The sequence below is a fragment of the Pseudomonas sp. TH32 genome, from assembly GCF_016650855.1.
Classification (GTDB): domain Bacteria; phylum Pseudomonadota; class Gammaproteobacteria; order Pseudomonadales; family Pseudomonadaceae; genus Aquipseudomonas.
Genome location: NZ_JAEKFA010000002.1, coordinates 1,048,381 through 1,069,341, shown reverse-complemented (window position 1 = coordinate 1,069,341; position 20,961 = coordinate 1,048,381). Strand labels below are relative to the sequence as shown.

The 20,961-nt window shown below is 64.5% G+C and carries 14 protein-coding genes and 1 pseudogene; 1 reads left to right on the top strand and 14 read right to left on the bottom strand.

Annotation, left to right across the window (positions count from 1 at the left end; all coding sequences use genetic code 11):
- Window positions 1-31 precede the first annotated feature (31 nt).
- The 3 genes from JFV30_RS08640 to JFV30_RS08630 form a co-directional block, all read right to left on the bottom strand.
- Window positions 32-1,024: an ABC transporter permease gene (locus tag JFV30_RS08640; protein ID WP_201123074.1), complete on the bottom strand. Its 993-nt coding sequence runs from the start codon at window positions 1,022-1,024 to the stop codon at window positions 32-34.
- Complete coding sequence (locus JFV30_RS08635; protein ID WP_201123071.1) at window positions 990-2,498, bottom strand: sugar ABC transporter ATP-binding protein; 1,509 nt, start codon at window positions 2,496-2,498, stop codon at window positions 990-992. The genes JFV30_RS08640 and JFV30_RS08635 overlap by 35 nt, the downstream gene beginning before the upstream one ends.
- A 63-nt stretch (window positions 2,499-2,561) precedes the next feature.
- The gene (locus tag JFV30_RS08630; RefSeq protein ID WP_201123069.1) at window positions 2,562-3,488 is read right to left on the bottom strand and encodes a substrate-binding domain-containing protein; all 927 of its coding nucleotides are present in this window, start codon (window positions 3,486-3,488) and stop codon (window positions 2,562-2,564) included.
- Window positions 3,489-3,669: 181 nt separating this feature from the next.
- Between JFV30_RS08630 and JFV30_RS08625 the strand changes: the two genes are divergently transcribed.
- The gene (locus JFV30_RS08625) at window positions 3,670-3,990 is read left to right on the top strand and encodes a hypothetical protein (RefSeq protein WP_201123068.1); all 321 of its coding nucleotides are present in this window, start codon (window positions 3,670-3,672) and stop codon (window positions 3,988-3,990) included.
- Between the two features lie 2 nt (window positions 3,991-3,992).
- On the opposite strand, the gene tagF is transcribed toward JFV30_RS08625, so the two are convergent.
- From tagF to tssE, 11 genes and pseudogenes are all read right to left on the bottom strand, one after another.
- Window positions 3,993-4,577 carry a type VI secretion system-associated protein TagF gene (gene tagF / locus JFV30_RS08620; protein ID WP_201123066.1) on the bottom strand — a complete coding sequence of 195 codons (585 nt, stop codon included), beginning with the start codon at window positions 4,575-4,577 and terminating at the stop codon, window positions 3,993-3,995.
- Window positions 4,578-4,586: 9 nt separating this feature from the next.
- Window positions 4,587-8,141 carry a type VI secretion system membrane subunit TssM gene (gene tssM / locus JFV30_RS08615; protein WP_201123064.1) on the bottom strand — a complete coding sequence of 1,185 codons (3,555 nt, stop codon included), beginning with the start codon at window positions 8,139-8,141 and terminating at the stop codon, window positions 4,587-4,589.
- Window positions 8,142-8,144: 3 nt separating this feature from the next.
- Window positions 8,145-9,431, bottom strand: coding sequence for a type IVB secretion system protein IcmH/DotU (gene icmH / locus JFV30_RS08610; RefSeq protein ID WP_201123062.1), 1,287 nt, complete (start codon window positions 9,429-9,431; stop codon window positions 8,145-8,147).
- Window positions 9,432-9,446: 15 nt separating this feature from the next.
- On the bottom strand, window positions 9,447-10,778 hold the full coding sequence (gene tssK, locus JFV30_RS08605; RefSeq protein ID WP_201123059.1) for a type VI secretion system baseplate subunit TssK: 1,332 nt from the start codon (window positions 10,776-10,778) through the stop codon (window positions 9,447-9,449).
- Between the two features lie 9 nt (window positions 10,779-10,787).
- Window positions 10,788-12,230, bottom strand: a complete 1,443-nt coding sequence (tagH, locus tag JFV30_RS08600) for a type VI secretion system-associated FHA domain protein TagH (protein ID WP_201123057.1) — start codon at window positions 12,228-12,230, stop codon at window positions 10,788-10,790.
- Window positions 12,220-14,181: a type VI secretion system Vgr family protein gene (locus JFV30_RS08595; protein ID WP_201123055.1), complete on the bottom strand. Its 1,962-nt coding sequence runs from the start codon at window positions 14,179-14,181 to the stop codon at window positions 12,220-12,222. The genes tagH and JFV30_RS08595 overlap by 11 nt, the downstream gene beginning before the upstream one ends.
- A gap of 13 nt (window positions 14,182-14,194) precedes the next feature.
- Complete coding sequence (locus JFV30_RS08590; protein ID WP_010175146.1) at window positions 14,195-14,692, bottom strand: GNAT family N-acetyltransferase; 498 nt, start codon at window positions 14,690-14,692, stop codon at window positions 14,195-14,197.
- Window positions 14,693-14,931: 239 nt separating this feature from the next.
- Window positions 14,932-17,568, bottom strand: a pseudogene (tssH, locus tag JFV30_RS08585) (type VI secretion system ATPase TssH).
- Window positions 17,561-18,580 carry a type VI secretion system baseplate subunit TssG gene (gene tssG / locus JFV30_RS08580; protein ID WP_207201854.1) on the bottom strand — a complete coding sequence of 340 codons (1,020 nt, stop codon included), beginning with the start codon at window positions 18,578-18,580 and terminating at the stop codon, window positions 17,561-17,563. Before tssG ends, tssH begins: the two are co-directional and overlap by 8 nt.
- Window positions 18,565-20,442 (bottom strand): type VI secretion system baseplate subunit TssF, encoded by a 1,878-nt coding sequence (gene tssF, locus JFV30_RS08575; protein WP_201123050.1) that lies wholly within the window; start codon window positions 20,440-20,442, stop codon window positions 18,565-18,567. Before tssF ends, tssG begins: the two co-directional genes overlap by 16 nt.
- A complete protein-coding gene (gene tssE, locus JFV30_RS08570; RefSeq protein ID WP_201123048.1) occupies window positions 20,439-20,948 on the bottom strand; it encodes a type VI secretion system baseplate subunit TssE in 510 nt (169 codons plus the stop codon). The genes tssF and tssE overlap by 4 nt, the downstream gene beginning before the upstream one ends.
- Between the last annotated feature and the right edge of the window lie 13 nt (window positions 20,949-20,961).

Here is a 20,961-nt window from a genome sequence, read left to right as displayed (position 1 = left end):
CGGCCGCCATGGCCGCGTGGAGATAACCGGTTTACTTGTGGCGCTGACGGCTGATAAAGATCGCCAGCAAAATGATCCCGCCCTTGATCACGCTCTGGACGTAGGGCGAGACCCCGAGCATGTTCAAGCCGTTGTTCAACACCCCCAGCAGCATGGCGCCGAGCAAGGTGCCGACAATCACCCCGCGCCCGCCGGCAATCGAGGCGCCACCCAGGACCACGGCGGCAATCGCGTCGAGTTCGAACGACACGCCGGCATTCGGCTGGCCACTCATCAAGCGCGAGGTCAGCACCAGCCCGGCAATCGCGGCGGTGAAACCGCTGATGCCGTACACCAGCAACTTGAAGCGTGCCGCCCGCACACCGGACAGGCGCACCGCTTCCTCGTTGCCGCCAATCGCGTAGATATAGCGGCCGATGCGGGTGTGTTGCAGCAGCACATACGCCGCCAGGTACGTCACCACCATGATCAGGATCGGCACCGAAATGCCGAACAGGCTTTCGCGGCCAAAGAAACCAAACCATTCCGGCAGGCCGGAAATCGGATAGCCGTCGGTGTACATCAGGCCGAACCCGCGGGCGATGCCCATGGTCGCGAGGGTGACGATGATCGGCGGCATGTGTAGGTAGGCGACGAACAGCCCGTTGCCGATGCCGAAGGCCACGCCAATCAGCATCCCGGCGCCAATCGCCAGGCCCGGCGGCAAGCCCGCGACCATCAGGCCGGCGGTCAGGGTGCCGGACAAGGCCATCACCGGCCCCACCGACAAATCGATGCCACCGGTGAGAATCACGCAGGTCATGCCCACCGCGATAATCGCGTTGATCGACACCTGGCGCGCAATGTTCGACAGGTTGTTGGCAGTGAGGAAATTGTCGCTGGCGAAGATCATCACCAACGTCACCACCAGCAGCCCCACAAACGGATAAAACGCCGGCGAGCGAATCAACCGCGCCAGGTTCAGGCGCAGCCGACCCGGCCCCACGGCATTAATGGACGTATTCACTTGAGCCCCCTGTTGCATGGCGCATGACCTCTTGAGGATTGACGGCAGACGCTTCCAGTACCTTGACGATCGCGCCCTTGTGGAACACGGCGACGCGGTCGCACATGCCGATGACTTCCGGCAGTTCCGAGGAAATCATGATGATTGCGTAGCCTTGTTCGGTGAGGCTGCGCATCAGTGCGTAGATCTGCGCCTTGGCGCCGACGTCGATGCCACGGGTGGGTTCGTCGAACACCAGCACGTCACAGTGATGGTTGATCCAGCGGGCAATCACGACTTTCTGCTGGTTGCCGCCGCTGAGGTTGAACACCCGGCTCTCGCCGCTGGGCGCCTTGATCGACAGCTGGCGCATCAGGGCTTCGACGCTGGCGCACTCCTTGTCCTTGTCGATCAGGCCGCTGGCGTTCTGGTATTTGGGCAGGTTGTTGAGGGAGATGTTTTCGCGAATGCTGAAATCGGTGATCAGCCCTTCGCTCTTGCGGCTTTCCGGCAGCAGGCCGATGCCGTGGGCCAAGGCCTGGGCCGGGTCGTCAAGGGTGATTTTTTTACCCCGCAGCCACACGTCTTTGCTCACCGACGGCAGCGCGCCCATCATGCCCAAGGCCAATTCGGTACGCCCGGAACCCACCAGGCCGGCAAAGCCGAGAATCTCGCCCTTGTGCAATTCAAAGTGGTTGTGGGGGCCGTTGCGCACCAGCTGGATGTCCTTGACCTCCAGCAACAGCGGCCCGCGCTCGGCGTTGGGCTTGGGCGGAAAGCTGCATTCCAGGCGGCGCCCCACCATCATTTCCACCAGGCGGTCGATATCGCTGTCGGCTACGTCAGTGACGCCCACGTTGCCGCCGTCGCGCAGCACGCTGATGCGGTCGCACACCTGGAAAATTTCCTCCAGGTGGTGGGAGATGAAAATCACCGCCACGCCCTGGCGCTTGAGTTCGCGCATGATCTCGAACAGCAGCTCGGCCTCACTCGGCGTAAGGGTGGCGGTGGGTTCGTCGAGCACCAGCAGCCGCGCATCCAGGGCCAGGGCCTTGGCGATCTCGACGAACTGCTGCTCGGCCACGCTCAGGTGCTTGACCGCGCATTGCAGGTCAATGCTGACGCCGAGGCGCTTGAACAACGCCTCGCTCGTCTCGACCATTACGCGCTTGCGCAACAGGCCAAAACGGTTGCTCAGCTCATGGCCGAGGAAGATATTTTCCACCGCCGTGAGGTAGGGAATCAGGCTGAACTCCTGGAACACAATGCCGATACCGGCGGCAATCGCATCACGATAGGTCGCGAACTGCCGGGCCTGGCCGTCAATCAGGATCTGCCCTTCGTCCTGATGCTCGACCCCGCCAAGGATCTTCATCAGGGTCGATTTGCCCGCGCCGTTTTCCCCGAGCAAGGCATGAATCTCGCCGCGCTGTACTTCCAGGTTGATCGCCTTGAGGGCTTGCACCCCCGGGTAACGCTTACAGATATTTTCCAGCTTCAGAAGACTGCTCATACCGCCGACCTCGCATTCAGATGGATGACCTGTGCCCCACGCCAGGCGTGGGGCCTGGGCGGTTTACCAGCTGAAATCCTTGGCCTTGGCCTGGTCGATCAGGGTGATGTCCACCGGGATCGTGGCGGGCACTTGGGAGCCCCACTTCTTGGCCAGGGCGATGCCCAGTGCCAGGCGGATCTGGTCACGCGGGTATTGCGCGGAGGTGGCGATGAACTTGCTGCCGGGTTTCTGGATCGCCTTGATGGCTTCCGGCGCGCCGTCGACGCTCACCAGCTTGACGTCCAGGCCGCTGGCTTCGATGGCCGAAAGCGCACCGAGGGAGCCGTTGTCGTTGACGCTGAAAATACCTTTGAGGGTGGGCTGGGCCTGCAGCATGTTTTCGGTGACGGTCAGCGCCTGGTCACGTTCCTGCTTGCCGTTCTGGATGCTCACGATCTTGATGTCCGGGTGCTTGGCCACGGCCTCTTTGCAACCGCGCACGCGTTCCAGGATCGGCACCACGGCGATGCCGTCGAGGATGGCGATGTTGCCTTTGTCGCCGATGTTCTTGGCCAGGTATTCACAGGCCTGGAAGCCGGCGTCGAAGTTTTTCGAACCGACGAAGGAGTCCAGCGGGCCTTCGGCCTGGGCATCGACCGCGACCACCACCACGCCGGCGGCGTGGGCAGACTTGACGGCGGACTGAACGCCAACGGAATCGGTGGGGTTGATCAGCAGGATGTCGATGCCCTTTTGCAGCATGTCCTCGACGTCGCTGACCTGCTTGGACACGTCGTGGCGGGCGTCGGTGATGATCAACTGCGCACCGATGGTCGCCCCGGCTTCCTGCAAGGCGTCTTTCATGGTGACGAAGTAAGGGTTGTTGATTTCCTGGAAGGACGCACCGATGCGGATGGGCGCGGGTTTGGTGTCGGCCCAGGCCAGGCCGGCGGTACCGAGATTGATGCTTAAAGCCAACAAACACAGGGTTTTCGGAAGCATTTTCATGGCGAGATTCTCTGTTTTGTTTTTATTTTTAGAGCAAATGTTATCGTTAACATTTTGCGAGAAGCTAGCAAGGAAATTGAATCGGCGCAAGAGGGCCTGGAACCGGTGGCGCTGTTTTTGACACAGAAGGACGAGCGGCTATCAAGGCCGCCAGACAAAACCAGATGAGAGGAAAAGACCCATGGGCGCCCTATTGAATATTTTGAAAGCTCTGGCCATGCCGATTCTGAAAGCGGTGGGCTTGGGCGCTATCAGCGGCGGTGCGGCCTTTGGGGCCGACAAGCTGCTCAAATCAGCAACCAAAGACAAACCTGCGGTGGCCACCCCGGAGGAATCCGTTCCAAAAAGCGCCGAGGTTTTCGTCCCTGCCGTTCAGCAAACATTCGCAGACCGTGCCGAGTTCCCGGCCAACGCGAAGCCTGCAATAGCTTCGAATGCCACACCTGCGCTCGAAACCCCGACACTCCCCAAGAGCGCTGTCGCCTCGCTGGCCCAGGTGTAGCCTCACACCTGGCTGCGCCCCGCCAGCATATCGACGAATGTCGAGGCGCCAGGCAAGCCCGCAACGTCCACCGTCGAGGGCGCCAACAACGGCGAGCCTTCAGTCCAGAACAACGAATGCCCCGCCGCCGCACCCTCTTCCCCCCGGATAAGGGGTGACGGCGGCGGCAATGCCCTGAGCGCCGAATCAAACGCAGTCATCGTGAACCCCTCAACCAGGGTCGACAGCGCCAACCGCTCGACCTGCGCGTACCATTCGCCATCCTGCTCAAGCCGCGCGAACAGCGGTACGTCTTCGCTCGCCACCGCCACCGTCAACGGAAAATAGCGCCCTACCCGATCCACACTGGGCAACATGACCCCGGCCCAACCCTGCTTGCCACACACTCCCGCCGCCAGGGCGAAGCGCCAGACCGGACTGCACAAATAAACCTCCAGCCAGCGCTCACCCAGCCGCTCGCGACTGTGCTGCAAACCGTTCTGCAGCCACGTATCCCAAGGTCGCAAAAAAGCCTCTGGCAAACGTCGGCTGACAAAGTCCCCATGGCTGGGAACCTTGCCGAAAAAACCCGTCAACTGCTGATCCATGCCCAATCCCTATAACGTCGTCGGGCAGTGAAACGCCTCGAGCGCATCACGCCGGAACGGGTTGATCACACTGCTGGCCCGCAGTTGATACACCACCCGATGCCCTTCCACAGTGAACGTCAATTGCAGCAACTCACCCTGGGCACTCACCGCCGCCTTGTCCATCATCCGCAGCCAACCCCACGGGCCATCGGCTCGCAGCGGGCTGACCAGCGCGGGGGTCGCTTCAAGCCGCACCAGACCGCCGGCCTTGCCGCTCGGCAGGCTGATGCTGGTGAAGTCCGCCACGTTGCCCGTGTCGTACACCACCGGCTGGCCGTCGATGTCCAGGGTGACCTTGGTCAACGCCGGGTCGGCGCTGAGGGCTTTCAGGTCAAAGCGCAATGACGGCTGGCGTGCCCCGGCCACGAAGAACATGTCCCGCAGGCGCGCCCCGCGCTGGAACTGGTTGAGCACGTCCTGGGAAATGTTCAACGGCGTCACACCGCTGGAGCGCCAGCGCCATTGGCTGCCGCTCATGTCGACATAGGCCGCGAGGTTCTTGCTGAAAAAATCATCCATCAGCCCGCCCGGGCCAAAGAATTTGCCGAAGTCATCGGCGGTGGCATCGCGGCTGGAGCTACGCACCAATGGATAACGATCGGCAATCGCCGCCCGGCAGAACGGTGCCCCGGAGGCTTCCCACAAGGCATTCAGCCGGGCCTTTTCGTTGCCCAGGGTCAGCGCGGCACCGCCGGATTGCACATCCCGCAGCAACGTCGACAACGGTGCCGGCTGGGTGTCGCTGGCACGTTTCAAACGCTCCAGCACTTCACCGGTGGGTGCCGGCGCGGCGCTGCGGCGGGCGGCATCGGCGCTGTCGAAGTACTGGCCGGCGTCTTTCAGCGCAGCCAGCGCCTCATCCACCGGTTGCGGGCGGGTGCCGTTGCCCACCAGGCGATGGAGCGCGGCGAAGTGCTGGTCCACCGGGTTTGCGCCGGCATCCGTCGCCGGGGCCGGGGCGTCGTTGCCGAGGGCCGCCTGGAGCTTTTGCGTGGCGGCGGCGATTTTGTCGCGCACGCGCTGGTCGGTGTCTTTGCTGGCGGCCGAGGTCAATGCGCCTTCCAGGGTGGTTTCCTTCGCCACCGCCAGCAGCAACGCGCGCAGTGGTGAATCGTTTGCCGCCAGCACGTTGGTCACCAGGGACGCCTGGCCGAGGCTGGTCAACGGCACCAGGTGCACGTCAGCGAGGAAGGTGTCCCATTGGCGGATGTAATCGGCGTAGTACAGCTCCAGCACCGCGGCTTGCATGGCAGCGCTGCCGCCGGCGATCTGCGCCGACTCCTGGCGGTCCAGCACCCAGCTGTCCTTGGCCATGTCAGCCACGGCTTGCGGGGTCTTGTCGGTCAGCTCGCGGTAGCCGGCGATGCGGTACACGCCGCTGACCCCACGGGACAACGGCTCGCCACTGCCCCGGGTGAACAGCGACGACACATCCCGGCCCACCGCGCCATTCACGCTGAGTTCGGGCAAATGCTCCTGATCCACCTGGCGCTTGACCCGGTTATAGATGCGCTGGGACAGCGGCATACTCGCCAGGGCCAGGCGCACCTTGGCAATCAGGGCGCTGTCGAGTGGCACCGGTTCAGCTTCATCGTCGGCTTCCAGCAGCGCCGAGACGTGACCGGACAATTGCTGCAATTGCGCCGGGGTGGCCTGGGGCAGCTCGCGACGCCAATCGACATCGACCCACGCCTGCACAGACGCGGCATCAAAGAACTGCCGCTCACCCAGCATCAGGTAGGCGCGCAGGGTTTCGTAGAGGAACTCCTGGTTGCTGGCATCGCCCCGACGCAGGGCGTTTCCCATGTTCGCCACGATGTGCGGCAGCAAGGTGCTGCGCAACAGGCGGCGGTACAAAGTCACCGCGCCCGCGCCCAGCTTGTTGCCCTGATACAGGCCCATGCGGCTGAGCAGCGGCACGCTGGTGTCGCCCTCGCTGTAGCCACCGGGCAGCGCGCGGGCGGCATTGAGCAAGGGCAAGGTCACCAGCACGTCGCCGTCGGCCGGCAGTTCCTTGGCCAGTTGCGCGACGTTGGTCGCGGCGGTGGCCGAGTCGGCGATCAATTGCAGGTTGCGGTTGTAGCTGATGGTCATGCCCAGCAACAGCAGGACAAACGCCGCCCCGGCGACGATCCGCCCGCCCCGCGCCCGCAAGCGGCGGCGACGCTCTTCCTGATGGTTGACGCCGGCCAGCCCGGCCTCCTTGAAGATCACTTCCCGCAGCAAACGGGTGATGAAGTAACTGCGGCCACTGGCGACGTTCGGCGCCAGCACCTTGCGGCCCAGGCCAAAGGACGCCGCCAGGGCGGTGAGTACCCGGTCAATCGGGCTGCCTTCCTGGGTGCCGCTGGTGAAGTACACGCCCCGCAGCAGCGCCGGTTCCTGATAACGGTTGGCCTCGAAGACGCTGTTGAGAAACCGCGTGAGCCCCTCGCCCAGGCTGGCGAACTGTTGCGGGAAGCTGTAGAGCAAGGCCCGGCGCGACAGGTCCCGCTCCTGTTGCACCCGCTCCAGCACCCGGCCCTGGAGTTGGCGTTCGAGGGCATCGAATTCGGCGGGGAACGACGCCAGGCTGCTGTCGGCTTTCGGGTCTTGTTGCAGCGGGAAGGTCACACCCCACACCTGCGCCCGCTCCTCCCGGCCAAAGGTCTCGAAAAACTCCGAAAAACCCGCCAGCAAATCGCACTTGGTGATGATCACGTACACCGGAAACCGCAGGCCCAGACGTTCATACAGCTCATTGATCCGCGCCCGAATCGCCAAGGCCTGGGCCTGGCGCTGGGCTTCGGTTTGCTGCAACAGGTCGCTGACGCTGAGGGCCACGATCACCCCATTGACCGGGCGCTGGCGACGGTGTTTTTTCAGCAGGTCGAGGAAACCGCCCCAGGCCGCCTTGTCCACTTCGGTGTAGCTGTCCTGGGTGGTGTAGCGCCCCGCCGTGTCGAGCAACACCGCTTCATCGGTAAACCACCAGTCACAATGCCGGGTGCCGCCCACCCCGCCGATGGCCCCGGAACCCATGGCTTCGCGCAGGGGAAATTGCAGGCCGGAATGGGTCAGCGCGGTGGTCTTGCCGCTGCCCGGCGCGCCGACAAACATGTACCACGGCAACTGATACAGGTACTGCCCGCTCATCTTCCAGCCGGGGTTGGCCTTGCGCAGCACCGCCATGGCCGAACGCATGCGCTCGCCCAGTTCATTCACTTCGGCCTGGGACTCGCGTACCCCCGCCGGCGCTTCGGCAACCCCCGCCATCAACCCGCGATTCGCCCGCCAGGCACGCCACAACCGCCAGGCAAAATAGCCCGCCCACACCAGCACAAACACGCTGATCAAGCCCCAGCGCCGGGCTTCCGGGGCCAACGGCTCACTGCCGTTGAACGCCAGCAGCGGGCCTTCGTACCACACCAGCAGCGACAACAGCGCCACGCCGATCAGCGACAGCAACCAAGGCTTGAGCAACCACAGGATGAAGCGCTCCACCGGGGACCATAACAACGAACAAAACGAGGACAGGTTCATGGTCTATTGCGCCTGGGAAGGGATCAGCACGGTGATGTCGACACGGCGGTTGCGTGCACGATTGGCCGCTGAATCATTGGGTACCAGGGGTTCGGTTTCACCCCGGCCTTCGCTGCGGTAACGCTCGGCCGGCCCCGCCCGTTGCGCGAGCAAGCGTGCAACGGTCTTGGCCCGGGCCTGGGACAGATCAAAGTTGGAACCCAGCCGCGAAGTCGCCGAAGGCCGCACATTGTCGGTATGCCCGACCACCACCACATCCCCCGGCACCGTTGCCAGCGCATCACCAATGCGGGCCAGCAAACCGTCGAAATTGCTCGCCACTTCGGCACTGCCGGAAGCGAATACACCGTCGCCGCGCAGGGTAATCACCGAGCGGTCGGCGCTGTCTTTCACCGTGACCAGGCCCTGGGCGACTTCCGGCGCGAGGAACCCCGACAGGCGCACCGGCGCAGGCGTGGCGGGCGCCGCCACTTTGAGCGGCGACACCACACGGATCGCCCCCAGTTGCGCGAACACCGGATCGGAAGCGCGGTTAAGCAGCCAGTTGTAGGTCAACTGCGCACTCAGCAGCAGCACCGACGCCACCGCCGCCAGCACCCACACCGGCACCTGGCGCAACATCGACGCCTGGGGCGCTTCGGCGCCGCGCCAGCGTGGCGACAAGTCCTGCTCACGGTTGCCGCGTTGCTGGTTGATCAGTTGCAGCAAGCGTTCCCGCAACAGGCCCAGCTGATCCAGGCCGCGGTCCAACACTCGGTAACGCCCTTCCAGCCCCAGGGCCATGCACAAATACATCAGCTCCAGCACGTCGATGTGAGTGCGCGAGTCCTGGCTGAGGCGCTGCAAAATCATGAAGAATTTTTCGCCGCCCCAGGCTTCATTGTGAAAGGTCACCAACAGGCTGCGGCTGCCCCACACTCCCGCGCCCCACGGCGTACTGGAAATGGTTTCGTCCACCAGGGTGCACAGCGCGTAACGCGCCGCCGCCACGGTTTCGACGTCCACCTGGCTGGCCCGGGCCTGGGCCTCGAACGCCTGCATCGCCTGGATCAGCCGCTGGCGCAGGCTTTCCATGTCGGGCATGGCGGTCAGCATGCGCAGTGGCACCACCAGGTCGAGCAACAGGTTGGCGGCCCTCACCAGCGGGTTGAGGCCCAGGCCCTTGAGCACCACGGCGGCGCTCTGCACGTCGGCCACGGGCGCCACCGCAGGCGCAACCCGCCGCCCGCCCGGCGTCGGGATCAGCAGGGTGCGGTCCGGGTCCTGGGTGCTATCGAAAGTGTCATTCACGTCAGTCACCTTGCCTTAGCGCCGAATGGCCCAGAACTGCATGTCCAGCCCCGGGAAGACCCCGGCGATGTGCATGGCAAACCCCGCCGAATTGCTCAGCTGTTGCCAGTAGTCGCTGCTGCGGTCGAGTTCGAAATAGGTGAAGCCGGCGTGGAACGGCAGTTGCCGTGGCGCCACCGGCAGCGGGCGCAGGCCGATGCCCGGCAGTTGCAGGTTGACCAGGTCGCGGATCTTCTCCACCGAGCCGATCTTGACCTGCGGCGGGAAGCCGTTGCGCACGCTCTCGGCGGACATTTGCGCCTGCACCGCGAGGATGAACGTGGCCGAGCGCAGCAACTCCTGGTCGGGCAATACCGCCACGCGAATCCCGTATTGGCGCTCTTCCAGGGGAATCGCGATGGCGCGGGCGTCCATCACCGTCGACAGCGAGCGGCGCAGGTCGAGCATCACCGGAGCGAAGGTCTCGGCCAGCGCGTCATGGCGATACACCGGGTAGGCCGAAGCGCGCTTGTCAGCCTGGGTAAAGGTCGCCAGTTCGCCGGCCAGGGCCGTCAGGTCGCGGTACAACTGTTCCGGGTGCAGGCCGCGCATGGCCGCCAGGTGGCGCACCAACGGCTGGCTGCGGTTGAGCACTTGCAGCAGCAGGAAGTCGGCAATCTCCGCCGCGCCGCTGCCGTCCGGCCGGTTCAGGCGGGCCGCCAGGGCTTCACCGCGCTGCTGCAACAGGCCGAGCAATTCGTCGACAAATGCGCCCAGGTGCTCGGCGGCACGGATGTCCAGGCAGGGCGGGTAATAATCGCGGTCGAGCACCACCGTTTTGTCGGCGCGTTTTTCCACCACATGGGCGATGCCGAGGGTGGTGTAGGCATCGGCCACGTCCCCTTCAAACGCCAGGCGCAGGCGCAGTTTGCCGATGCTCATCAGGGCGCTGCTGTCCAGGCCGTTGCTGTCCCAGGCTTCGTACTCACTGCTGCGGTGACGGGCGAAATTTTCGAAGCCGGGGTTGTCGTCGACCTCGGCCACACCGGGGCGCAGGCTCGGCAGCGCCAGCACCACCTTCAGGTCACGGGCGTCTGCGGGGATCTCCAGGGGCAGCGGCATTTCATCGTCGAACGGCTGGCCGACCGGCGTGCCATCGGGCAACACGCCGCTGTAGGACAGCAACGACAACTTCCCGAGGGCCAATTGCTGCGGGTCGATGTGCAGCGTTGAAAAACCATGGGCGTAGGCCCGCAAGGCGCCGACCCGGGCTTCAAGCTGGGCCTGCAAAAAACGGTCGTGTTGTTGCAGGTGCTGGGGTTGCAGCAACATGCCTTCGGACCAGACTACTTTGTTATTCCAGGACATAAATTCTTCTCATTGGCCGGTGCGCAACCGCGCGACCTGCTCTTCATAAGCCACCGAAAACAACTCACCGAACAGGCGCTGCAAGTCCTCATCGGCATCCCGCGCGAGGTCCTCGTAGCGCTCCACCAGGCGGTCCCACAAGCGCGCCTTGCGCCGGGCCGGCATCCATTTGTCGAGGGCGCCGTGGGTGGTGCGGCGTTGCTCGACCCGGGCCGGGTCAAAACGCTGCACCACCGCGCCCAGCGCCGCTTTCATGCCGGCGATCACCGCCAGTTCGTGGGCCTTGAGGTCGTCGAATGCCGCGCCCATGGCCTTGACCGGGCGCATATAGGCCGGGGAATCGGCGGTGAGCATCTGGGTCAGGGCGCTGTGGGGGTCGGGGAAAAACTTCAGCGGGTTGTTGGAGTGGGCGCCGATCATGGTCATGTCGATATGACTTTCGCGCTTGGTCAGGGCCCGGGCCATCAGCACCGCCATGGTGCCGCCGGTGGCAGTGCGGAGCATTTCGCCGACCAGGTGGGCGAGTTCGACGGGGGTGCGGGTGGTGTGCAGGTTTTCCAGGCCGAGGCCTTGGAGCAGGGCCTGGAAGACGGCGTCGTCACTGGCGGGCTCGGTCAATGTGGGAGCGGGCTTGTGTGGGAGCGGGCTTGCTCGCGAATGCGATGATTCAGTCAACAGATCCAGCGACTGATACACCGCTTTCGCGAGCAAGCCCGCTCCCACATTTGGATCGTGGGCAGCCACAGGTTCCGGGGTTAGCCCAAAGAGCGGGTCGTAGTCCTCCGGGATCACCTGCGCTTCCACCTGCATCACCGGCATCACAAACGCCTGCATCTGCGGCGCCACGTGGTCGCTTTCGGTGCCGCGAAACAGTGGTTCCACCCGTCCTGCCAGGTTCAACCCGAGCGGGTCAGACAGCGGCACGGCCCCATCAAACAACGACTCGCCCTCCAGAATCCTCGCCCCGGCCAGGGCGTCATGCAGCACCACCGGCGCCACCACCTCAGGCTCGCGATACACCTCCAGCGGTGGCAACGGTGCGGCCACGGGCGCAGGCGGCGGCACGAACAACGGCGGCAAAATGCGTGTGGCCAGGGCGTCGTCCTGCACCTCGGCCAACGGTTGCTCCAGACGCACTTCCAGCCCGTAATCTCCGATCACCAGGCGGTCGCCCTCCTCCAGCGCCCGCTCACGGCCATTGCCCAGCGGGCGTTCGTTGACCAGGCTGGGGTTGCTGCCGGTGTCGGTCAGGTAGAACTGCTCGCCGCGCCATTCGAGGCGTGCGTGGATGCGGGAGATGTATTTGCCCGGGTCGTCCAGGGTCAGGTCGTTGTCCGGGCCACGGCCAATCGAACCACCGGCGTCGGTAAACCGGCAGATCACGTCACCGGGCATGGGTTGGTCGCGGTAGCTGCGGACCAGCAGAATCAAATTCACGGGGTTACTTGCCATCGTCGGCCTCCTTCGGTGGTAGCGGCACCCCGGCAGGGCCGGTGGCAGCGGTGAGCGCCAGCGCAGTCGCCGCAGAGGCGGCCTCGGGCAGCGGGATCGGAATGGTCGAGGCGATGATCATGGCCGGCGTGAGGGTCAGGAAGGTGCTGCCGACTTTCAGGGTGATGGTCGCCCCCGCCTCGATTACCACGTTCATGCCGCCCTTCATGTACATGTCCATGCCGGCCGTGACGCCGGTTTTCAGGCCGCCGTTGATGATCATGTTGGTGCCGGCCGACATCGAGACATCGCCGGTGGCTTTCTCATTGCGATGCCCGCCCACCGAAGAGTGCCGGTCGCCGCCGACCTTCTCCCGCAGGTCCTGGTCGACCTTGGAATGGCGGTCGCCACCGACCCAGTCCAGGGAGTCCTTGAGCACGCGCTGGTCGAGGTTTTTCTGGGCGTGCAGGAACACCTGCTCCGAACCTTTCTTGTCTTCAAAACGCAGCTCGTTGTAGCCACCGCCGCCCTTGGACGAGTTGCTCTTGAGCGTCGAGCGGGTAGCATTTTCCGGCAGGGTGTACGGCGGCATCGTCTCGGCGTTGTAGACGCTGCCGGTGACCAGCGGCTGATCCGGGTCGCCCTCCAGAAAGCTCACGATGACTTCCTGGCCGATGCGCGGGGTGAACAGGCTGCCCCAGCGTTTGCCGGCCCAGCCCTGGGCTACGCGAATCCAGCACGAGCTGTTCTCGTCCTGTTTGCCCTCGCGGTCCCAGTGGAACTGCACCTTGATCCGCCCGTATTTGTCGGTCCAGATTTCCTCGCCCTGCTTGCCCACCACCCTGGCGGTCTGCGGGCCCTGCATCAGCGGTTTGCGACTGCTGCACGGCGCGCGAAACTGCTGCTGCCTGGACAAGGCGGTGAACTCGCAGGTCAGCACCGGCGCGGGATGGGCCGGCGGTGTCGGCTCGTAGGTGTCCGAGGACAACGCATAACGCGCCTCCAGCAACAGGAACTGGGCGTTCTGCTCACTGCGCGGGTGTTCGGTCAGGGTCATCAGTGCCCCGGGAAACAAGCCCCGGGCACGGGTGGCCCCGGTGACCCGCTGGGTGCCGGTGTGCAGGGACTCGATCAGCGTGCGCGCATAGGTTTCGCCCTGCTTGCGCTCGGTGTACTTGCCCGGGTAGTCGTAGCGTTCGTGGCGCGCCTGCGGGTAGCTGCCGGCCAGCGTGGACTTGGCCAAGAGGTTGGCCGACGGCTTTTCAAAGTCGAAATCCTGCAAGGTGTAGCCACCCGGTTCCACGTCACCGCTCATGCGCCAGTCGTAGATCACTTCACTCTCGCGCATGGTGTGGTCTTCGGCGGGCATGAAGCGCACCTGGGCATACCCCGGTGCCGGTGAATGGGCGCCATAAGAGTCGGCCAGTACCAGGGTGTGGCGCCCGGCCGCGCTCTTGAAGAAGTAGTAGATGCCCTCCTGCTCCATCAGGCGGCTGACGAAATTGAAGTCGCTTTCGCGGTACTGCACGCAGTAGGTCAGCGCCTTGTAGCTGCCGCTCAGGCCCGAGGTATCGACATCAGCGATGGTGTACGGGGCGAACACCTGCCTGAGGATGTCCGGCACGCTCAGTTCCTGGAATATCCGGCAGTCAGTGGCCAGGGTCAAAAACCAGAGCCACGGACGCAACACCGCCGTGTACGTGGCAAAACGGCCCTGGCGTCCGGTAAACGAAAAGTGGCTGACGTGACCGCTGAAATAGCGGCTGCCGCCCTTGGGCAGGTCCACCGCCACGCTCATCTGGGTTGCCAGCAGGTCGTCGATATTCAGGTCGGCGCGTTCGCTGTACAGCTCAAGCGTGTATTCGCTGAGCTGCGCCAGGCCTTCCCGGGCCTGCATGCGCCGGAACAGCAGCACATCGGCGCCGAGCACGCTGGTGACCTGGATTTCGCGCCGGGTTTGGGTGGTTGCCATGGTGGTTTTCTACCTAGAGCGGTGTGGTCGGGCGGGAGTTGGGCACGCGGTAAATCATGCCGCCGTGCCCGCTCGCGACCCCAGGCAGCATCACAAAGCCCATCTTTTTCCAGAACGCACACGAGGCCGCATCCAGGGAGGTCAGGCGAATCTCGCAATTGGGTTTGTTGCCGTAGTCACTGATCGCGTAGTCCATGCCAAACGCCGCCAGGGTCGAGCCCAGCCCGCTGCCCGCGACTCCGGCAAACACGTCTTCGATCTTCCAGGTGGGGCCTTCCTTGAACATCACCATCAACCCCACCGCATCCTCGCCCTCATAGGCGGCGAAATACGCAACCTTGGCTTGCTCTTGCGGGGTGTCGTTGGAGCGTGCAGTGCTGATGGTGTTCATGGTCGCAATGACTTCCTGCGCGGCGGGCGACTCCGCCAGCATGCCGGCCTCGCCAAGGGCTTCGCGGAATGCTTGAAAGTCCACTTTGCGGCAGCTGAATGCACTATTGATCCGGGGCATCGTGTGTCTCCCTGAGAGTTGAGGAACGTAGACACAACAGCCGGGCGCACGGGTTTATTCCGTGGCGCCGCTGAGTGCTGTCTGCTTTATCTCTGTGGCGAGGGGGTGTCCCCGCTGGGTTGCGTAGCGGCCCTAAAAAAGCGGGAGCGCTGCGCACTCCAACGGGGGACAAGCCCCTCACCACAGGACAAGCCCCCTCGCCACAGGACAAGCCCCCTCGCCACAGTTTTTTCTTTAGCTCACTGCTCCTCGAACACGTAGGCAAATTCACCGGCGTCTACGCTCACCTGCACCCGCGTCGCCGGCGTACCCGCCAGCAGGCGGTTGAGGAATTCAGTGCTGATGGCCGGCAACATCGAGTTGGTCAGGATCGCGTCGATCATTCGCCCGCCGCTTTCCAGTTCGGTGCAGCGGCTGGCGATCAGGTGCACCACTTCGTCGCTGAAGGTGAACGGGATCTTGTGGCCTTCACTGATGCGTTTTGCGATACGGCCCAATTGCAGGCGGATGATGCTGCCGAGCATGGCGTCGCTCAGCGGGTAATACGGGATCACCACCAGGCGCCCGAGCAAGGCAGGCGGGAACACTTCCAGCAGCGGCTCGCGCAACGCCCTGGCGATGTCATCGGGCGCGGGCATGGCCTGCGGGTCGCGGCACAGGCGGCTGATCAACGCGGTACCGGCGTTGGTGGTGAGCAGGATCAGGGTGTTCTTGAAGTCGATGATCCGGCCTTCGCCGTCTTCCATCCAGCCCTTGTCGAACACCTGGAAAAACAGCTCGTGCACATCCGGATGAGCCTTCTCCACTTCGTCCAGCAGCACCACACTGTAGGGCTTGCGCCGCACCGCTTCGGTCAGCACGCCGCCTTCGCCGTACCCCACGTAACCCGGTGGCGCGCCCTTGAGGGTGGCGACGGTGTGGGCTTCCTAGTACTCGCTCATATTGATGGTGATGACGTTCTGTTCACCGCCATACAACGACTCGGCCAATGCCAGCGCGGTTTCGGTCTTGCCCACGCCGGAGGTGCCGGCAAGCATGAACACGCCCACCGGTTTGCCGGGGTTGTCGAGGCCGGCGCGGGAGGTCTGGATGCGCCGGGCGATCATTTCCAGGGCATGGTTTTGTCCGATGATGCGCTGGGACAAGCGATCCGCCAGGCGCAGCACGTTTTCGATTTCGTTCTTGACCATGCGGCCTACCGGAATGCCGGTCCAGTCCTGCACCACCGAGGCCACCGCCTGTTCGTCGACGCTGATCAGCACCAGTGGGTTTTCGCCCTGCTGCGCCGCCAGTTCGTCCTGCAGTTGACGCAACTCCGCCAGGCCGCCTTCGCCCTCGGTGGCGTCTGCCAGTTGGCTGCGCAGGCGCAGAATCTGTTCCACCAGTGCCAGTTCGTTGTCCCAGCGGCTTTCCAGGCCATCCAGGCGTTCGCGCTCAGTCACCAACAACGCCTCGACGGACGCGCGACGACTGACGGTATCGACGCCAATCGCGGTTTCGCGCTCGATGATCGCCAGTTCGGTTTCCAGGGATTCAATCCGGCGGCGGCTGTCATCCACCTCGGCTGGCGTGGCGTGCAGGCTGATGGCGACGCGGGCACAGGCGGTGTCGATCAGGCTGACAGCCTTGTCTGGCAATTGGCGCGCCGGGATGTAGCGGTTGGACAAACGCACCGCCGCTTCCAGGGCCGAGTCGAGAATCTGCACCTGATGGTGCTGCTGCATGGTCTGGGCGATGCCCCGCAACATCAACAACGCGCGGGCTTCGTCCGGCTCATCGACCTGCACGGTCTGGAAACGCCGGGTCAGGGCCGGGTCCTTTTCGATGTGCTTTTTGTACTCGGCAAAGGTGGTGGCGCCGATGGTACGCAAGGCGCCACGGGCCAGCGCAGGCTTGAGCAGGTTGGCCGCATCGCCCGTCCCGGCGGCACCGCCGGCGCCCACCAGGGTGTGGGTTTCGTCGATAAACAACACCACCGGTTTGACGCTGGCCTGCACCTCGTCGATCACTGAGCGCAGGCGCTGTTCGAACTCACCTTTCATGCTCGCCCCGGCCTGCAGCAAGCCCACGTCGAGGGCCAGCAATTGCACGTCCCTGAGGCTCGGCGGCACGTCGCCCCGGGCGATGCGCTGGGCAAAGCCTTCGACCACAGCGGTTTTGCCCACGCCGGCCTCGCCCACCAGGATCGGGTTGTTCTGGCGCCGGCGCATCAGGATGTCGATCACCTGGCGAATCTCTTCGTCGCGGCCGACGATCGGGTCCATCTTCGAATCTCGCGCCTGCGCGGTGAGGTCGACGGTAAAGCGCTTCAACGCTTCCTGCTTGCCCATGGCCGCCGGGGCCAGGGCGCCGGCGTCTTCACCGGGCACCTGGAAGCCATCGCTGGCGGTCATCTGCGCCTCGGGCGAGTCCTTGAGCAGTGCAGTGAATTGTTCGCTCAGGTCTTCGATGCCGATCTTGTTGAACTCCCGGGACACGCCATACAGGCCATTGCGCAAGCCCGGGGTTTTCAGCAGCGCCAGCAGCAAATGCCCGGAGCGCACCTGGGACTCGCCGAACATCAGGGTCGCGTAGACCCATGCGCGCTCCACCGCTTCCTCCACCTGGGACGACAGGTCAGTGACCGAGGTCGAGCCACGGGGCAAGCGGTCCAGGGCCGCCGTCAGGTCTCGCGCCAGCACGGCCGGGTCGAGCGAGTAATGCTGGATCAGACGCTGCAGGTCGGAGTCGGTCAGTTGCAGGATCTGCTGCAACCAGTGCACCAGTTCCACGTAGGGGTTGCCGCGCATCTTGCAGAACACAGTACTGCTTTCAATCGCCCGGTAGCACAGGCTGTTGAGTTTGCCGAAAAGCGCGACGCGACTGATATCAGCCATGGGCAGGTCCTTGAGAAGTGTGAGAAATGCGCGGGTTGATCAGCAATTGCCGGTCATCCGCCAGGGGCGCCTTGCTGCTCAGCCAACTGGTCCAGCCCAACGGCGCAGACCCCAGGCGCAAGCCAGGCAGTTGTTCTTTCTTGACGATCAGGTTCACGTCCCAGTCCATGGCCAGGCCGACGTACTGGCGCACCCAGTCCTGCACGCGCTTGAGGCTGTCGCCCCCCGGCAGCAGGCGGCGGGTCTGTTCCAGGTCCAGCGGGCCGATCAACAGGCGGAATTTGTGTTGGGTGTTCCAGACTTTCTTGCCCATCACCGTGGTCTGGCCCAACACCGGCGCGTCGGGCCCGCTGCGCAGGGCGCACAGGCCATCGGCGGGCAAGGTCATCCAGTGGCCGACGAATTGCTCGACCTGCACCGGCACTTGCAGGTAGTCCGTCAGCAATGCCGCCAGGCCGCCGGCATTGCGGGTCTGCGGGCCCAGGCGCCCGGCGAAGTGCAGCTTGGCCACGTCCGGCACGGTGTCGCGGCCCAGCAGCGACGGCATGCCGATGCCGATCAGTGAACCCAGGTACTGCGCAAAACGGTCTGCCTGCGGACGGTCCAGGCTCACGGCCGGCTGGGCGCTGGCCCAGGCGCGGTAGAACAGGCTGATCAGCCGGTGATGGAACACATCGCAGAACGCCGCCAGGGTCGGGTCATTGAGGTTGCGCTGGCGGTCGCGAATGTATTCGCTCAGGTGAATCGGCAACGGCCCGTTCGCCCCCAGCAAACCGAAAAAATTCAGCAGCAATTTCGGCGTGGCGCCCGGCGTGAGGCTGGCGATCATTGCCGGTTCGAATGCCAGCGACGGTTGCTGGCCGAAACGCACCGCTTCATCCGCCGGGCGCGCCGCCTGGCCGATGCGTGGCAGGTGCGGGAAGGCACACTCCAGCTGACGCAGGGCCCCGTGAAAATCGAACCGCGCCGGGTGCGCTTCCAGGGCGCTGAGCAGGCTCAGAGGATCTCGCATCGCCCCACCCTCGCCGGCCACTGCATGATCACCCCACGGGCGGTGCCTTTGATCACCGTCTCAGTGAAGGAATTAAGCGACACGTATTTGGCAAAAAACTGCTCCAGCACCGAACCGAGGATAAACACGCCGCTGCCTTCAAACGCTGATTCGTCGAGGGTCACGCTGATCTGCAAGCCACGGCCATAGGTGATTGGCCCCGGCAACGGCAGACGGCGCACGATGCTTTCGGCACTGACCGAACGCAGGCCTTCGATCTGCTTGTGGGCGGCTTCGTCGTCAATCCGGCAATACAGGCGCAGCAGGTCACGCAAGGCGCTGGCGCCCTGCTCCTTGTCCTGGTCGAGCAACGACAAGTAGTTGAGGGATAAGTGGCTGACCAGCCGCCAGGCCGTTTCACCTTCGGCAAACGACGGCGCCGGCACCGTGGGCCCGGCCACGCACCGCACGGCCTGCACCGGCGCGCCAGACTCCACGCTGAAGTCGGTCTTGCCGCTGCCCACCGGCATGCTGAGCACCAGGTCACGGTTGCTGCACAGGGTGTCGATGCCCAATTGGCGCAGGCTGCTGCGGTGCGGCGCCTCCTGAGCGTCCACCAGGGACAGGAACAATTCGCTGCCGATGTAGCTGGAGCGCGGGCCCTGGCGGCGTTGTTGTTCCGAGAGCAGCCGCGTGTCCCGGCGCACCTGGTAAAACGCCTTGGGTGGCGTGCGCGCATGCAGGTCGTTGGCCCGGTAGAACGACTCGAACGTCTGGCTCGCCTCGGCGCCGCTGCCATAACCGGTGACGCCTTCGACCTGGTAAATCTCGTAGTCCATCGGCCGGGTGCGGTCGGGGATCACGTGGTATTCCGACTGCTGGTCCGACAGGTGCACACGCTCGGTGCGCATCGGGAACAGGTTGATCGCCGGGGTGCAATACAGCCCGAAGTTGGCGGCGTTGAGGCTCTGTTCCAGCAGCGGGTCGAGCTTCTTGAACAACACAATCACGTCCAGTTGTTCCGCGGTGCAGCGGCTCACGCTGTTGGCCAGCCCGCCCAGCTCGGCAAACAGGAAGCGCTGGGGCATGGCGAAGTACTCCTGCAACAACCGATAGCCCTGGAACGACCGGGCGCCGGTGGGCAGCAAGGCTTCTTCGTCGCTGTAGCCGAGGCCGCGAATCGCGGTCCTGGGCAGAAACTGGTGCCAGTCCACATGCTCCTGCACCGGCATCACCAGCACCCCGGCGGCCTGGGCCAGCAGTTGTTCGAGGATGCGCGAAGGCAAGGCTTCGCCGCCACGGATGTGCAGCGCCAGCGTGTCCAGGGCCAGGTCGCTGAAGGTCATCCCGGCGCCTGCGCGCAACCGCAGGCGCAGCGCGGCCTTCACCCCGCCGAGGCGCGCCAGGTCGATGCCCGCGACCTGGCTGCCACAGGCAAAGTACCGCGCCTCGGCCAGCTCCACCGGCCACAGGGTCACGTCATGGGCGGTGCGAAACTCGCACGCAGTCTGGTCGCCCTTGCCCAACTGGCTGTGCAGGGCCGTGCCACGCGGCACCTTGAAGCCGGCGGCCAGGCTGCCCTCGCTCATGTCCGGCTGCAATTGCACCACCGCCATCGACGGCGTGGGCGCGAGGTATTGCGGGTACACCAGCTCCAGCAGGTGATTGGTAAAGCGCGGGAACTCGGCGTCAATCTTCAGTTGCACCCGCGCGGCCAGGAAGCTGAAACCCTCCAGCAGGCGCTCGACGTAAGGGTCGGCGCAGGCGTAGGTCTCCAGCCCCAGGCGGCCGGCCACCTTGGGGTAGTCACGGGCGAATTCACCGCCGACTTCCCGCAGGTGGGCCAGTTCACGTTCGTAATAGCGCAGCAGTTTGGCGTTCACCGCACGTCCCTTGTCTCGATATCAAAGACCCTGGCTTCACCGGCTTCCAGGTCCAGTTCAGTCTTCAGGTACAGGCGCTCGGGCAGCGGTTGGCCCCAGAGTTCACCGTGGATTTCAAAGGCCATCTGGTTGGGGATGGCGCTGGTGCCCAGCGGCACCACACGCAGGCTGTCGCGCAGGATCCGGGGTTCGAAATCCCAGATGGCCTGGCGGATTCGCCGGGCCAGTTCTTCACGGTCGAGGCCGGCGGCGGTCTTGCCGGACAAATCCGGCAAGCCAAAATTGATGACCGATTGCGCGGCCAGGGGGTGACCACCGAGTTCACGAAAGCTGCCCAGGCTGGTGCTGTTGAGCAGCCAGCCCAGATCGCGCAGCACCGCCTTGCGCAGGCCGGTCATGGACAAGATGCGCTTGTCACGGGGCTCCACGGTGTGCTCGGTGTCGTCATCGCTCAGGCGATCGAGCAAGGACGGCTGCAGGCGTTCGCGGCTGGTGAGTTCAGCCATGGGGTTGGCCTTG

What these genes read in the sequence shown, in the direction of transcription:
- JFV30_RS08630 (WP_201123069.1), bottom strand. Translation starts at nt 3,488, where the DNA reads ATGAAAATGCTTCCGAAAACCCTGTGTTTGTTGGCTTTAAGCATCAAT.
- tssG (WP_207201854.1), bottom strand. Translation starts at nt 18,580, where the DNA reads ATGCGAGATCCTCTGAGCCTGCTCAGCGCCCTGGAAGCGCACCCGGCG.
- JFV30_RS08625 (WP_201123068.1), top strand. Translation starts at nt 3,670, where the DNA reads ATGGGCGCCCTATTGAATATTTTGAAAGCTCTGGCCATGCCGATTCTG.
- JFV30_RS08640 (WP_201123074.1), bottom strand. Translation starts at nt 1,024, where the DNA reads ATGCAACAGGGGGCTCAAGTGAATACGTCCATTAATGCCGTGGGGCCG.
- tagH (WP_201123057.1), bottom strand. Translation starts at nt 12,230, where the DNA reads ATGGCAAGTAACCCCGTGAATTTGATTCTGCTGGTCCGCAGCTACCGC.
- JFV30_RS08635 (WP_201123071.1), bottom strand. Translation starts at nt 2,498, where the DNA reads ATGAGCAGTCTTCTGAAGCTGGAAAATATCTGTAAGCGTTACCCGGGG.
- tssE (WP_201123048.1), bottom strand. Translation starts at nt 20,948, where the DNA reads ATGGCTGAACTCACCAGCCGCGAACGCCTGCAGCCGTCCTTGCTCGAT.
- tssK (WP_201123059.1), bottom strand. Translation starts at nt 10,778, where the DNA reads ATGTCCTGGAATAACAAAGTAGTCTGGTCCGAAGGCATGTTGCTGCAA.
- tagF (WP_201123066.1), bottom strand. Translation starts at nt 4,577, where the DNA reads ATGGATCAGCAGTTGACGGGTTTTTTCGGCAAGGTTCCCAGCCATGGG.
- tssM (WP_201123064.1), bottom strand. Translation starts at nt 8,141, where the DNA reads ATGAACCTGTCCTCGTTTTGTTCGTTGTTATGGTCCCCGGTGGAGCGC.
- JFV30_RS08595 (WP_201123055.1), bottom strand. Translation starts at nt 14,181, where the DNA reads ATGGCAACCACCCAAACCCGGCGCGAAATCCAGGTCACCAGCGTGCTC.
- JFV30_RS08590 (WP_010175146.1), bottom strand. Translation starts at nt 14,692, where the DNA reads ATGCCCCGGATCAATAGTGCATTCAGCTGCCGCAAAGTGGACTTTCAA.